This window comes from Xylanibacter sp., assembly GCF_057607445.1.
Window position 1 is genome coordinate 75,292 of the sequence record NZ_DBLZAX010000003.1, and the last position, 14,172, is coordinate 89,463.

Genomic DNA, 14,172 nt, shown 5'->3' on the forward strand with positions numbered 1-14,172 from the left:
TTCAGTTGGACACGATGATAAAGCTCAGGTCTTTGTCCGACTTGTTCTCCACGGTTATCACCAGTTCGCCGGCACGTTCTATCGTCCAGTTGAGCGTGCAGCAGTCCTTGCCTCCGTCGGCCTTGTCTGCCAGTTTGCGGCCGCTGCCCTTGTCGTCTACGTAGAGATTCACTTTGCCTCCGCACTCGGGCACCACCATCAGCTGCTGTTCGCCCTGCGCCATCATCGAGTAAGTTACGCTGCTGCCTGCCGCCACGGCGCGGTGGGTGCATCTTAGCGGAGCGCCCGTTGCCCTCATCTTGTAGGCGTCTTCAACCTCTATGAGCCCCATGTCGAGGTTTTTCAGCAGCAGTTCGTCAAGATATTCAACGTTATATTGCAGATGTCCGCGCATCGGCACGGCGCTCTTGGTGTCGACAGAGCTTAGCGTCAGTTCGCTGAACGGTATCTCGCTTATCATCTCCATGCCCGCCATCACGTTGTCGGCAGAGCGTGCCGTAACGGCGTCGCGTATCATCATGCACGCCTTTTCAGCCTTCATCATCAGTTCGGTTGTGTTTTGCGCATGTATGGCCGATGCACATACGGCAAGCACAAGCAATAATATTTTTCTCATGTCAGTAATATTTTAGTTGTCAGTCAATGTTCATTCACGTCTTTTCTGCTGTCTTTCCCCTTGTCTCTGTCGGAGGTGCCGTCGGGTCGGCGCGGCCTTATTCGGCGTCAAGCAGAGTGAAGGCAGCCCAGAAGAACGGCTCGCGGTGCTGCTGTCTCATGTTGTTCACGGCAGTCCTGAAGGCCTCGCGCTTGGTCATTCCGCCGAGCCACAGCCTGTAGAAGTCCTGCATGAATATCGCCGTGGCGCGGTCGTTCACGTTCCATAGCGACATCATCAGCGTGTTGACGCCTGCCTCCTTAAATCCGCGCTGCAGTCCGTACACGCCTTCGGTGGTGTAGCTTCCCAGCGCCGTCTCGCATGCCGACAGCACAGCCATGTCGGTGTTGCCAAGGTCGAGCAGCGACAGCTCGTTGGCGGTCAGTATGCCGTCCTCGCGGTCGGGCTTGCGTTCGCCTGTCCATGTGGCGTTGGCACCTACGAAGGCAAGTCCCGTGCGCTGCATGGCGTGGTGCTTTGAGCCGGGATGGTTGCGCAGGAACGCATATTCGTCGGCATCCTTTGAGCCGTCTATGAAGAATCCGTGCGTGGCCAGATGTATTATGTCCGTGCTCTGTCCGTCGAGCTTGTAGAATGCCGTTTCGGTGGCGTTGCTGCCCGTTATGGTGTCGGCCTTGATGTCGGCTTTGGCCATGCATCGGGCTATGGCGTCGGTCTCGCGTCGCGTCTCGTCAAGATATACGAAGGCTTCCTGCATCGCTGCTCGTGTGTTGTCGCTGCCGTTGCCTGCGGCCTGCGCTGCCTGTCCGTCGCTGTAGTAGATGCCTCCGAACACGGTTGCCGTCCTTATGTCGTGCTTTCCGGCTCTGCTTACGAGTCTTGCCGTGGTAGACAGCTGGCGCAGGTCGTATCTGTCTATGAGGCAGCTGTCGGCCGATACGGGTATGGCGGCAAAGGCAATGCGGTTGAGTTCGCCTGTGGGCGAGAAGTATATGGTGGCCGTGTTGCCGAGATATTGCTCAAGCGGCCGCCATATTATGTCGTAGAGCTTTGACCTTCCGAAGGTGTAGAGCCTGCGCACACGTGTTTCGGCAGGCATGAAGTCGGTCTGTCTGAGCAGCGCGGTCAGCTGTCTTGCACCGTTGAGCATCACGGCAGCGGGACGTTCAAGTCCGGGCTTTATTATGAGGGCTGCCATGGCCGTGTCGGTGGCTACAAACTCTATGGCTGCCTCGCCGGGGCTGAGTGCCTTTCTTATCTCCTGCCACGACACAACTCTCATGGTGTCTGTGCGGTAGGCCTCGGTGCTGCGTGCCAGGCTCTTCTCTATGCGCTCTATCTGCTGCTGTATGCCGCTCAGCTGCTTGCTCGTCTCTGTGTCGCCTGTTCCTGCGTTGAGAGCGCGTGCCGCTTCGTTAAGGCGTGCAAGCGTGTCGAGCTGAGATATCAGCGCATTGTCGCCCGAGCGTATTATCGAGCGGCGTATGCGTTCCCACGAATGCAGCAGCAGACCTTTGTCAAACAGTGCTGCGTCGTAGGCCTGAGCTGCCAGCTCCCGGCTCTTGCGCGGCAGCATCCAGTTGATCATCAGGCCGCTTGTGCTGTGGTCGGCAAGAAACTGCGCGCGTTCGTCAGAGCCAAGATAGTCGAAGTTTGAGAGCACATATCTGCGTATCTGACCGGCGTATCCGGCTGCAGCTTCCACGGCTTCGTCGTCTCTGTTGAGCGCATAGCACAGCTCTGCCTGCCAGCGGCTTATCTGTATCTGGTCGAATATTGAGAAACGGTCAAGCTGCCTGTAGCATTCGGTGTTGTAGGGCAGCGCGCTCCTGAAGTCGCCGCGCATGACGTAAAGTCCTGCCATGTTCTGTGCCGCCGTCCACGGCCTGTGGCACAGCGAGTCGGCTTCGGCCATCAGTCTGTAGTAGTGAGTGATCTTTGATGTGTCTCTTACCATGCCGTAATAGTTGGCAAGAGCCTGTATGAGCATATAGTATTCGGGCAGTACACGGTAGTCGGCACCCTGCACAAAGCCGGGATATCCCTGCTCCATGTCGAGCAGCTGCGGTATCAGTTCGCCCAGCTGGCTGCTTATGTATTCGCGCGAGTTTCCGGCTCCGTCCTGCTGTTCCGCCGCAGCTGGTGTGGTAGCATACAGTCTGGTGCCGTTGGTTACAATGTTTGTGAGCAGTCTTAACACATACGAATACTTTATGTCCTTGTTGTAGTTGCCTCTTTTATATACGAGGAATGTGGGCGATATTATGCCCGTGCACTGCGTGAAAATCTTGTTGAGGTTGCCCGGAGTCCTCAGCCGCGTTATGTCCACGCGGTTCCACATGCAGTCGAGATATGTCGTGGTGCCCTGCATATTGTCCCTCTCAAGCTCCTCTATCATGCTCTCGTTCAGCTCCTCAGCCTTGTGGTCTTGTCCGAGAGCCATGTACAGAGTGTACAGATTCTTTGAGAAGTTGAGATAAAATCCGGGCGAAATGTCGGTTATCTTCTTTGCCAGGAGGTATCCGCGCTGAAGGTAGAATTCGGCAGAGTCGGGCCTGTTCTCGCTGATGTGCCATGCGCTGAGATACAGATATCCGTTTACGGCGAGCGACGGAAGCTGTGCGGTGTCTGTCAGCAGCGGCTCGGCAGCCGACTCAAACAGTCGCCTTGTCTTCCTGTCATTCTTGCCCTGCATCATCCTTATGCGTCCGAGCAGTGTGCGGGCGCTTGCCAGATATGCCTTGCGCATGGTCTTGCCGTCGTCCTTTATCAGCTTTGTCACCACGCCGGCGGCATCGTCGAGCCGGTATTCGTCAGCGAGATGCACGGCATAGCTCATGGCCGGCATAAACTTTTCGAGCCTTGCCTCGCCGTAGGTTTTCAGTGCTGCCTGCCAGCAGCTGTCCACCGTTGCCGAGTCGGCGGGCTGTCCGCTGCTGCCGTATAGCACTGCCAGGTCGTATCGTGCCTTGGCTTCATATCTGCGTCCTATGGTTCCGGGCAGCATCGTTGCCTCGTCCACCGTCTTGCGCTGCATGTCGAGCGCCTTGTCGTGTTCGGCGTTCTGTGCCAGTCGTGTGGCTATCTTTCCGCCTGTTGCCACGCGCGTCCAGCTGGGTTGCGTGCTCCTTTCGGCATAACATTTCATTATCTCTTCAGACAGGCGGAGATATATCTTCGGGTCTACCAGCGATGCCAGCGTCATGAATCCGTCGCACGCATCGATGTATCTGTCGTCGCATCTGCCCGTCCGGTTCATCAGTTTTATGTAGAGTTCAACCAGCTGCGAGCCGTCGCCCGGCTGTCCGTCGGCTATGTTGTCCATGAGTCTTATCAGTGCCACTTGCTGCAGCATGTCGGCATACGCCCCGCTGTCTTCGCCGTAATAGTTGCGGTAATATTTCAGGTAAGTGGCGTATTTTCTGCTTTCCGACACGTCTGTCCCCTCGTTAAGGGCAGTAGTCCATTTGGCTATCTTGACGTCGCAGAGCATCGGTGTGCCCAGCGGCCAGTAGGCAAGGGCGTAGACGAACATGCTGTCGAAGCACGGCGAGCCGGCAGCAAGCGTCATAAGCCGCATTGACATCACGTCGGGATGGCTGTATCCCAACGCTCCCGATGCTATCCTGAAGGCTTCTTTCACGTAGTATCTGCCCAAGAGCCATTCGGCCGTTGCCACGCTGTCGGGCAGTTCTGCCGGCCTGCTGCCGCCGAATTCTGCCACGTCGGCTTCGTCAGACTCGCGCCCGAAGCCGCGCCCCTGCCTTATCATGGCAAGCATCGACATGGTCAGCGCGTCGTCTGCCGTGCCCTTGCGTCCTCTGAAGTATCTGAGAAAATCGTGCTCGAGCCTGCTCTCCTCGGCATACAGCAGCGGAGAGTCGCCCTCGGTGTAGTTGGCTTTTATGAAGAGTCGTGTGGCGTTGTAGAGCATTGTTTCGGCCGTAAGCCTGTCCTTGCTTATTCCGCCGCGGCTCTTTTCTGCCAGCCTGCAGGCGTCGCATATCGAGCTGTATGCGCGGCCTGCGTCGGTCTGCACGGATATTACGGCTATGTGGTATCTTGCCCTTGCCTCCACGTCGGGCCTTTGCGGCACTGTCTTCTGTGCTGCCAGGGCTATGGCCTCGAGGGCTTCGGTCTTGCGCCTGTCGGCATGGTCAAGGCTGTCGGTCTGTCTGAATGAGGCATATTCGGCAAGTGCGGGCACCAGTGCTGCGGCCTTGCGCAGCACTGCCGTGTATACCGGCTCGCGCGACAGCGTGGCAGCGGCGTCGGCGGCAGCCCTCAGCAGGTCGGCGTCTGTGGCAAATGCCGTGTCTACGTTGGCAGCCGCCCATTTGCGGTGGGCCAATATGTCGGTTATGGCTTCGCTCCTTGCCTTGTCGTCATCCTGCTGCGCGGCGGCTCTGTGTGCGGCGTGGCTTGCGGCCGTAGCATAGGTCTTGCCGGCATGCGTCGGCGCGGCAAGAAGCGACATAAGTATAAATAGACATAACAGTGGTTTCATAAGCCGTTTTATGTTATTGTTGTCCAGCCGTTGCCGGGTGCCTGTTGATGTCGTGCCTGCGCCTTGTCCATCCGTCCTCCCGGCTTTAGGCATGTGCCTGTTGCTATTTGTCGGGTGCCAGGTCGAGCTTGTCTATTATGTCGCCCGTTATCATGTCGGCAGGTGCGCTCAGCGTGGTTATCACCCATTGCTTTGATATCTCGTCCCATTTCTGCGACTCTATCACCTTCCATACGTTGTCGGTCCAGCCCTCCTTCGGCGTCAGTTTCTTGCGGCGCTTGCGGTCGTTTCGCCATTCGTCGCGGTATTCGTCGGTTACGTCGCAGCTCTCCTTCAGCGTTACAGACATCTTGTATTCGCCCGTTCCCCAGCTGTTGTGATACTGGTCGTTCTCGTCGCGGTATGCCATGAACGAGCGCGGCACGATGAAGCTCTCGCCCTTTATCACCAGTGGCGAGCCCTTGCTGCGTCCGCGCACGTAGCGGTATTTGCCGTCGGCCGCCACCTGCGACGAGTCGATGGGCACGGTCAGCTCGAAGCGTCCCAGCTCCTTGTCCTTCTGAAGCACGGTCAGCTCGTTTATCCACGACGATGTAAGCGTCATGGTCATGTCTATCTGATAGCTGCCGCGCTCGCTGAAATAGAAGGGCAGGGGCAGCGATGAGTTGGGCAGGTTAGACTCCTTCGGGCATAGTATGAGCGTGTCGAGCACCAGCTCAAACTTAGAGTGGTTCACTATGCGGTAGAGCTTGCTGTGGTCCACGTGGCATGATATGTAGAACACGGTGTCGCCTTTCTCGCCGCGGCGCAGGCATCCTATGCCGTTGAAGCGCATGCCGCGCGGGTCCATCGCCCCGTCTGTAGACGGCACCGAATAAAAGTCGTTGAGCTCGCTCACCGTGCCGAACTTGGTCTCAAAGGTGCTCTCGGCCTTAACCGTCTCCTCCCATTCGTTCTTCAGGCGCGACGGTCTTGTTATGAGCGATGCTATGGCGTTGACGCCCATGTCGATGAAGCTCGTCACGTATCCCCCGGCAATGCCCTTTCCGGCGTTGGCCATCGCCATGCCCAGGTCGGCCATGTAGCCTCCGCGGGCAGCGCGCTCGTTGCTCAGGTCCTGTATCTCGCTGCTCAGGGCGTCGCTCGTGTATATGAATGTCTCGTAGGTTACTTGTGCTTTTGTCTCAGTCGGTGCAAGCCATATGGCCATGAATGCCAGAATAAGATATGCTGCCGACGCTGCTGAATGTTTAATATTCATGTTGTGAATGATTTTAGATTGTGTGATAATATATTGTTAACGTTTTGGCAAAAATAATATTTTTTTACCATAAAAGCAAAGATATGCTTTATGATGTTGGCCGTAACACTTGTTATTTTCTGCCGAAAATCAGGGCGCAGGCAGGCGTTTTGACGAATAATTTACATTTTCTGACATGCGCGTGCTTTGTCCTTCAGCCGCATGATGCTAACTTTGCATGCAAAAAAGATGGATATATTCAGCAACGATATAAGCTCGGCAAAGGGCACGTTCAGGGTGTTCCGCCTTGTCAACTCGCAGGGCTGCGAGGCTGCTCTGTCGTCGCTTGGCGCGGGCATCACGGCTATAAGGGTGCCCGACGCACGCGGACGGATAGACGACGTGGTGCTGGGATATGCCCGGCCTGCCGACTATCTCTACGACAGCGCCTGCGCCGGAAAGACGCCCGGACGATATGCCAACCGCATTGCGCGCGGCAGGTTCAGCATAGGCAGGGACGAGTATCAGTTGGCTATCAACAATCCGCCCAACGCGCTGCACGGGGGCAACGACGGATTTCACAACGTGATATGGGATGCCGAGCCTCATGACGGCGGCGTAAGGTTCACGTATCATGCCGCCGACGGCGAGGAGGGATATCCGGGAGCCATGGACGTGGCGGTTGATTATGTGTGGAACGACGATAACGAGCTGACCATTAGCTATGAGGCAACTGCCGACAGGCCCACCATTGTCAATCTTACCAACCATGCCTACTTCAACCTTGCGGGCGAAGGCTCGGGCTCGTGCCTGAGTCAGCGGCTCAGGCTTAACTGCCACAGATGGCTGCCTGCCGACGTCACGGACATTCCGCTGGGAAGCATAGAGCCGGTGGAGGGCACTCCGATGGACTTTCTGCAGGCCAAGGCGCTGGGCAGGGACATAGGTGCCGACTTCAGCAACATGAGGACGGGCAAGGGATACAACCACTTCTTCTTCGTAGACGGATGGAACGGCGACGGGCAGCTTAGGCTCGTGGCTGTGCTCGACGACGATGAGAGCCGCCGCCGTCTGAGCGTCTACTCCACACAGTGCGGAGCCATGCTCTACACGGGCAACTGGCTTGCCGACAACCTGCCCGTGGGCAAGAGCGGCCGAAGGTATGCCGACCACGACGGCGTGGCCATTGAGTGTCAGGGTGCGCCCGACGCTCCCAACCATCCTTCACTGCCGTGCCAGGTGCTGATGCCGGGCGAGACATACCGCCATGTGATTAAATACGCATTTTCGATTAATTGTTAGAGAGTAGTAACATGGTTTGTTTTCAACCGTGGAGCGCGCCCCTGCCATAGGCTTTCGGGGCGCGTTTTTTTGTTGCTCTGCGGTGAAGGCCTTTGCCTACGTGTATTTATGGCTTTAAAATATGTAAGCAAAAGTGCCCGTTATACCGACAAAATGCTTATTGGGCGTATAGAAAAATTACTGACTGACACAAAACTCTTCTGTTTTAATTACAATGTTAAATATGGCGTTTTAGCTCGCAAAACGTGGCTTTCCGGCGTGTTAAAAGCCGCGTTTCGTCTTGCAATATGCCGCCTTATGTCGAGCCGTATGCCGATGCCTTATCAGCAGCACTGCAGGCGGCTCACTTCATTACGGCATAAAAAATGCGGCAGAACTGTCACAGCCCCGCCGCATCTGTAATTAAAACATGTTTTGTTAACAACAGACAAATTAATTATAAAGTCTTGAATGCCTGTATTCCCTGATGATTGATGTCCAGGGCTTCGGCCTCGCCAAGATAGCGCATGCTCTTGTCCTTGTTGCCGAGTCCGCAGTAGCCCAGTGCCATCATGTATTTGCAGTGAATCTCGTTGCGCACCTGCAGGTCGTCTTCCCATATCAGAAGGTCGGGCAGGGAGACGGCGAAATAGTCCATCCTTACCTTGTCGAAGAGATGCTTCTCGCCATAGTTCACCAGCTTGTGGAAGCGGCCGTTGGCCTCGCCCGTGCGGCCCAGCTTGAGCAGCGCCATGCCCTGATAGAATATCTTGTCGGGCTTTGCGTCGTTATAGTAGAGCGCTGCGGCAGGCTCTGTGGGTCCTTCGGTTGCCTTCAGCCAGCACTGGCGCGCCTTGTCGGTCTGTCCCATGGCGTCGTATGCCACGCCCATCAGATAGTAGAAGTCGTTCTCCTGCGCTCCGTGCAGCTTGCCTTCGCCGAGATGATGAGGATATGTGAGGCACTCTTCGAGCAGGCTCACGGCGTCGGCATGTCGCCCTTCGGCTATGGCCTTCTTTGCCAGTTCTACGCGTGCAAACTGATATTGTGCCGGCACCTTGCCTTCGCCGCCCTCCCATGGGTGGAATATGTGGGCGTCGAGCTTGGTCTTTGCTTCCTCATACTGTCCTGTCTGGTTGAGCAGGGTTATCTCTTCGAGCAGCAGGTCGTCGCGCTTGGCTACGAGGTTGCCGTATTTTCTTAGCAGCGCGAGCCGCTCGGCGTGTGGACGGCGCATGCATTTATACAGCTGATCAAGCTCCATTAGCACTCGGGCGTCGGTGTCGTCAAGCGCAAAAGCCTTCTCCATTAGTCTTACTGCCTTGTCCTTGTCGCCCTGCTTGTTGAACGCAGCCAGGGCAAGATTGCGCCACACCGTGGGGAACTTGTCGTCGGCTGCGGCCGATCTTTCCCATGCCTTTATTGCAAGGTCATACTGCCGCTTGTCGTAGTAGAGGCAGCCCAGATAATAAGGTGCCTTGGCTGCCCGGGGCAGATGTGCCATGGCGCAGTTGAGGGCGAGCACGGCTTCGAGACGGTTGGGGAAGCAGTAGTCTGAAGGATATGCCTCGGCCTTGGCAAACAGCTCTTTGGCTGCTTCGGCGTCGGTTGCGGCGTTGCACCAGCCCATATAATAATATGTCATAGGCGTCAATGCTCCTTCTTCTATTGCTATGCTCCACAGCTTCAGCGCCTCGCAGTTGCAGCCTGCCGCACAGTAGTCGAGCGCTATCTCGTCGTAGTTGTTGGCGCATCGTCTCATCATCGTCTTCAGCAGCTGCAGCGTGTCGTCGTCGCCCGTTATGATATATTTCTCAAACAGACAGCCGTAGTTGAATCTGTCTATCCCGAGCGACTCCTCAATCAGTTTCAGAGCCTCGTCGTTGCGTCCCGCCTTGCGCAGTATGGTCGTTTTCAGCGCGCGCGCCTTGTGGTTGTGCCAGTTGCGTATCAGCGAGCGGTCTATCTCGTCCATGGCGTCAGTCAGGCAGTTGCGCATCAGAGATATCTGCGCGCAGGCAAAATAGCCCGCATCCTGCCATGCGCCGTTCCATGTCGACTTGTAGAACTGGTCGTAGGCCTCGTCTGTGCGCCCCTGATACTTCAGCGCCAGTCCGAGGTTGTATATCGGTTCGCCGTCGTATGGGTTGGGGTTGCGCTTCATCAGCACCCTGACAGCCGTGCGCAGATATTTCTCGGCACGCTCAAAGCGCCCCTTGCGGATGTACCACAGGCCGAGGGCGTTGTTGTTTCTCACGTCCAGCGGGTCGCGGCGCAGAGCCTCTTCGTAGTAGTCGACGGGGTTGTATGTGGCGTGGCGGTATTGCTCAAGGTGCAGACCTGTCAGATAGAGCTGCTCCGTGGTCTTTATCTCCTCGGGCAGCAGGGCAGCTTCGGCAGCGTCGGGTATAGGTCTTACCTCGTCGGGCTCGCTGTGCCATGTCAGCAGCGTGCGTCCGCCGGCTGTTATGCTGAGGTTGAGCTGACAGAGCTTGGCGCCCTTCACGTCCACATTCTCCTCCATAATGTTCTCAGGCGTTATCGTAACCTCCTTGCTGTAATACACCGTTCCGTCGTCGTTGCGCAGCTCGACGCATACGTGCTGCTCCGACGTGGCGAATATCTTGAAGTTCACCTTGCCCGACTTGCCGTCCTGATCGATGTTCATCAGCAGGTCTTTCGTGGCGTTCTTCACCACGCCCAGCTCGCGGTAGGGCAGGAAATACTGCACAAACGACTTCTCCTCATAGGGCTGAAGCCATGTGAAGTCGGGCTGGTTCTCGGTGTACACGCCCGCCATAAGCTCAATGTAAGGGCCGTCGGTGTCGGTCAGGTTGCGGTCCCATGCGCGTCCGAAGTCGCCGTTGCCCCATGTCCACTGCTTCTTTCCGGGCGAGATGTGGTGGTTTGCCACGTGCAGCACTCCGGCCTTCGTGTCGTTCTCGTAGCCGCCCTCAAAGTCATACTTGCTGTTAACGGCCATGTAGCTCGTGGGCACAAAGATGTTCTTATAGTTAGAGATGTCCACTCCTGCCGAATAGTCCATCTTATAATATGTGCCCGTTGCTATCGGGAACGAGCTTACGGCGCGCTTGCCGTGGTCGAACACCGCGTTGATGTCGGGCGGGAACACGCTCTGGTAATGGTCGTTAACTGCCACGGCAGGGTTTGCCCACCACAGGAACGTCTGCGGCACGTCGGTGCGGTTATACACCGCGCCCTTTATCTCAAGATAGGCATGTCCCGGCCTCAGGGTGAATCCTGCCATGCCCTTCTGATGGAACATGCGCTCCATCTCGCTCACCCACACCGTCACGCTGCCGTCGCTGTTGTGCTCTATGGCCGTGTCAACGGGCATGTAGGTGCTGGGGCGGTGATGCTGCGGCCAGTTGAACTCGATGCCTCCCGAAATCCAGGGGCCTGCCAGACCAACCAGTGCCGGCTTTATCACGTGGTTGTAGTAGATAAAGTGGCGCTGGCGTATCTTGTCGTAAGCCATCTGCACGCGTCCGCCCAGTTCGGGCAGAATCATCACCTTTATATATTCGTTCTCAATGAAGACAACCTCATATTCCTTGTCGGTTTTCTCGTCGGCAATCGACTCGATCACGGGATATGGATAAACCACTCCGCTCGAACCCTGATACACTCTCTTTTCAAGAAAGATAGGATTTTTCTCAGGTGAGCCCACTTCGTAGGTAGGTATCACCACCTTTTCTCTCCATGCTTTTACCATTTTTCTTAATCCTTTGTTATGTTATTTGTTCTTGTTTTTTCTTTTGCAGCAATGTTTGTGGCTGTATGTCATGCATGCGATAAAGTCTGCCTGCGGTCATATTCATGGCCGCTTCATGCCCAGTGGGGCGCGGCATGCGCCCTGTTGCGGCGTCATCTGGTAAGCTCCTTCTCTATCTCCTCGAGCGACTTGCCCTTCGTTTCGGGCAGCACGCGCATGAAGTAGACGAAGCCTGCGGCGCATATTGCGGCATAAATCCAGAACGTGCCGTAGCTGCCGAGCGAGCTGTTGAGCAGCGGGAAAGTGTAGGTAAGCGTGGTGCTGCCCGTCCACAGCGCAAAGGTGCATGTGCCCACGGCAACAGCCCTGACGCGGCTCGGAAACAGTTCGGCTATCAGCACCCATGCCACGGGACCGAGAGTCATGGCATAGCAGGCTATGGCCGACACCACCAGTGCAACCATCAGCACGCCCTTTATCTCGAAATAATAGCATGTGCCCAGCACCAGATATATTATTGCCAGTCCGCATGCGCCTATAAGCATCAGCTTGCGGCGGCCGAGGCGCTCGACGGTGAATATGGCTACGATGGTGAATATCACGTTGATGACGCCTGTTACGACGATGTTGAACAGCACGTCGCTGAGCGAATAGCCTGCCGACTGGAATATCTCCTGGGCGTAGTTGAATATCACGTTGGTGCCGCTCCACTGCTGGAACACAGCCACCACGATGCCTATTATGACTATCCTGACGAGCGGACGGCGGAACAGCGTGCGCAGTCCGTACTGCTTGTTGTCGGCCTGTGCTGCGGCAGATATGGCCCACAGCTCCTCGTCGGCATAGCTCCCGCCGCCTATGCGTGCAAGTATGTCGCGTGCGCTGCTGTTGTCGCCCTTCATGGCAAGCCAGCGCGGACTCTCCGGAATGAAGAACACAAGGATGAGGAAGGCAAGCGCCGGGAAGGCTCCCGCCCAGAACATCCAGCGCCATCCCATCTGGCAGTTCCATGTGTCAATGGTGTTGTGCACCACGGGTTCGGCTATCAGCCAGTTGGTTATCTGTGCCGCCAGGATGCCTATCACTATCGTCAGCTGGTTGAGCGACACCAGTTTGCCGCGTATGTGCGACGGTGCCACCTCGGCTATATACATTGGCGAGAGGCCCGAAGCCATGCCTATGCCCACGCCGCTGAGGAAGCGCGCCGCCAGAAAATAGCTGAAATGGCTGAAGTATCCCGTGCCGTAGGCAGACAGCAGGAACACCACTGACGAGGCGATGAGCAGCTTTTTGCGGCCGAAGCGGTCGGCAAGACTGCCGGCTGTCATGGCTCCCGTGAGGCATCCCACGAGGGCTATGCTCATGGCAAGACCCTGCATCTGAGGGTCGTCGGCAATGTTGAAATACACTTCGTAGAACGGCTTGGCGCCGCCTATCACCACCCAGTCGTAGCCGAACAGCAGTCCGCCCATGGCCGAGACGATGCAGATAAAATATACAAAACCCTTGTTAAACGTTTTCATAGGTTGCTTATGGTTTTTAGTTTGACATTCTTCTATATTCCCATGGCGCCGACTTCCGGCAATGTTTGTTGCCCTCCGTGTGCCCGTCATGCCGTTTTCTTATGGCCCGCGGCTTGTCTGTCGTCATGCATTCCGCAGCCTTTTTACGGCGTTTTTTTATTATCTTATTATTTGTGCCGCCGGCAGCCGTTGCCTGCTATATTGTTTGACAGCGCAAAGTTACGGACATTATAGAATATAAAAAATAGAAAAAAATCAGAATAAAATGGACAATCTTATTATTGTTTTCAGTATATTTGCATCATAGTCTATCACCGTTTGACGCCATGCTTAGAATAAAGAGCGGATTTTCGGGCGAGCGCTCGCTTGTGCTGCCCAAGATGGTTACCGACATGATGGCAGCCGACGCCATCGTATCGGTGCTCTACGTTACCGACATAGGCTATTATCCCAAGGCCGAAAACCACTACCGCGAGCGCCGCGAACCAATAGACCAGTATGTGTTTATCTATTGCATCGACGGCCGCGGGAGCTACGAGGTGGGCGGCAACAGCTACGAGGTGTCGGCCAACCAGTATTTTATCCTGCCCGCAGGAGTGCCCCACAGATATCAGGCAGACGCCGAAGAGCCGTGGACTATCTACTGGATCCACTTCAAGGGCGTGCTCGCCCCGCACTATGCCGCCGACGCCATAGCCCCCACGTCGGTGAATCCCGGCATACACTCGCGCATCAGCAACCGCATAAACATGTTCGAGGAGCTGTTTGAGACGCTCAATTCGGGCTACAGCATAGAGAACATCCGCTACGCCATGTCGCTCTTTCACCACTATCTTGCCTCGCTCCGCTATGTTCACCAATACCGCAGCGCGGGCGAGAAGATAGACGAAGGCAACGTGGTGGAGGCAGCCATACATTATATGAAAGAGAACATAGAGCGCCACATGACGCTGCAGGAGGTGGCCGACTTCACGGGCTATTCGGCGTCGCATTTCTCCATGCTGTTCAAGGCGAAGACGGGGCACAGTCCGCTAAACTATATCAACCTGCTGAAAATTCAGCGTGCCTGCCTGCTGCTCGACACCACGCAGATGCGCATGAACCAGATATGCCACAAGCTCGGCATGGACGACCCGTATTACTTCTCGCGCCTTTTCAGCAAGATAATGGGCATGAGTCCGCGCGCCTACCGCACGAAACCGAAGGCGTAGAGGGCGGGATTTTTCTAATTAAAAATTAAAAAGTAAAAATTAAAAATTGACGGGGGAG

General features: G+C 56.0%; 7 protein-coding genes. 2 read left to right on the forward strand and 5 right to left on the reverse strand.

All coding sequences use genetic code 11. The features are described 5' to 3' along the window. Nucleotide 1: 1 nt before the first annotated feature. From ACZMIG_RS03760 to ACZMIG_RS03770, 3 genes are all read right to left on the reverse strand, one after another. Nucleotides 2-616: a hypothetical protein gene (locus ACZMIG_RS03760; RefSeq protein WP_487889075.1), complete on the reverse strand. Its 615-nt coding sequence runs from the start codon at nucleotides 614-616 to the stop codon at nucleotides 2-4. A 97-nt stretch (nucleotides 617-713) separates the two neighbouring features. After that, complete coding sequence (locus ACZMIG_RS03765; RefSeq protein WP_487889076.1) at nucleotides 714-5,123, reverse strand: CHAT domain-containing protein; 4,410 nt, start codon at nucleotides 5,121-5,123, stop codon at nucleotides 714-716. A 103-nt stretch (nucleotides 5,124-5,226) separates the two neighbouring features. Beyond that, nucleotides 5,227-6,384 (reverse strand): hypothetical protein, encoded by a 1,158-nt coding sequence (locus ACZMIG_RS03770; RefSeq protein ID WP_125105059.1) that lies wholly within the window; start codon nucleotides 6,382-6,384, stop codon nucleotides 5,227-5,229. Nucleotides 6,385-6,612: 228 nt separating this feature from the next. On the opposite strand from ACZMIG_RS03770, the gene ACZMIG_RS03775 reads away from it, so the two are divergent. Next, on the forward strand, nucleotides 6,613-7,665 hold the full coding sequence (locus tag ACZMIG_RS03775) for an aldose epimerase family protein (RefSeq protein ID WP_482692959.1): 1,053 nt from the start codon (nucleotides 6,613-6,615) through the stop codon (nucleotides 7,663-7,665). A 436-nt stretch (nucleotides 7,666-8,101) separates the two neighbouring features. On the opposite strand, the gene ACZMIG_RS03780 is transcribed toward ACZMIG_RS03775, so the two are convergent. Beyond that, nucleotides 8,102-11,380: a tetratricopeptide repeat protein gene (locus ACZMIG_RS03780; RefSeq protein ID WP_487889077.1), complete on the reverse strand. Its 3,279-nt coding sequence runs from the start codon at nucleotides 11,378-11,380 to the stop codon at nucleotides 8,102-8,104. Between the two features lie 152 nt (nucleotides 11,381-11,532). Next, entirely contained in the window at nucleotides 11,533-12,903 is a 1,371-nt protein-coding gene (locus ACZMIG_RS03785; RefSeq protein ID WP_487889078.1) for a sugar porter family MFS transporter, read from the reverse strand. A gap of 326 nt (nucleotides 12,904-13,229) precedes the next feature. Between ACZMIG_RS03785 and ACZMIG_RS03790 the strand changes: the two genes are divergently transcribed. Continuing rightward, nucleotides 13,230-14,114 (forward strand): AraC family transcriptional regulator, encoded by an 885-nt coding sequence (locus ACZMIG_RS03790; protein ID WP_053397650.1) that lies wholly within the window; start codon nucleotides 13,230-13,232, stop codon nucleotides 14,112-14,114. Nucleotides 14,115-14,172 lie beyond the last annotated feature (58 nt).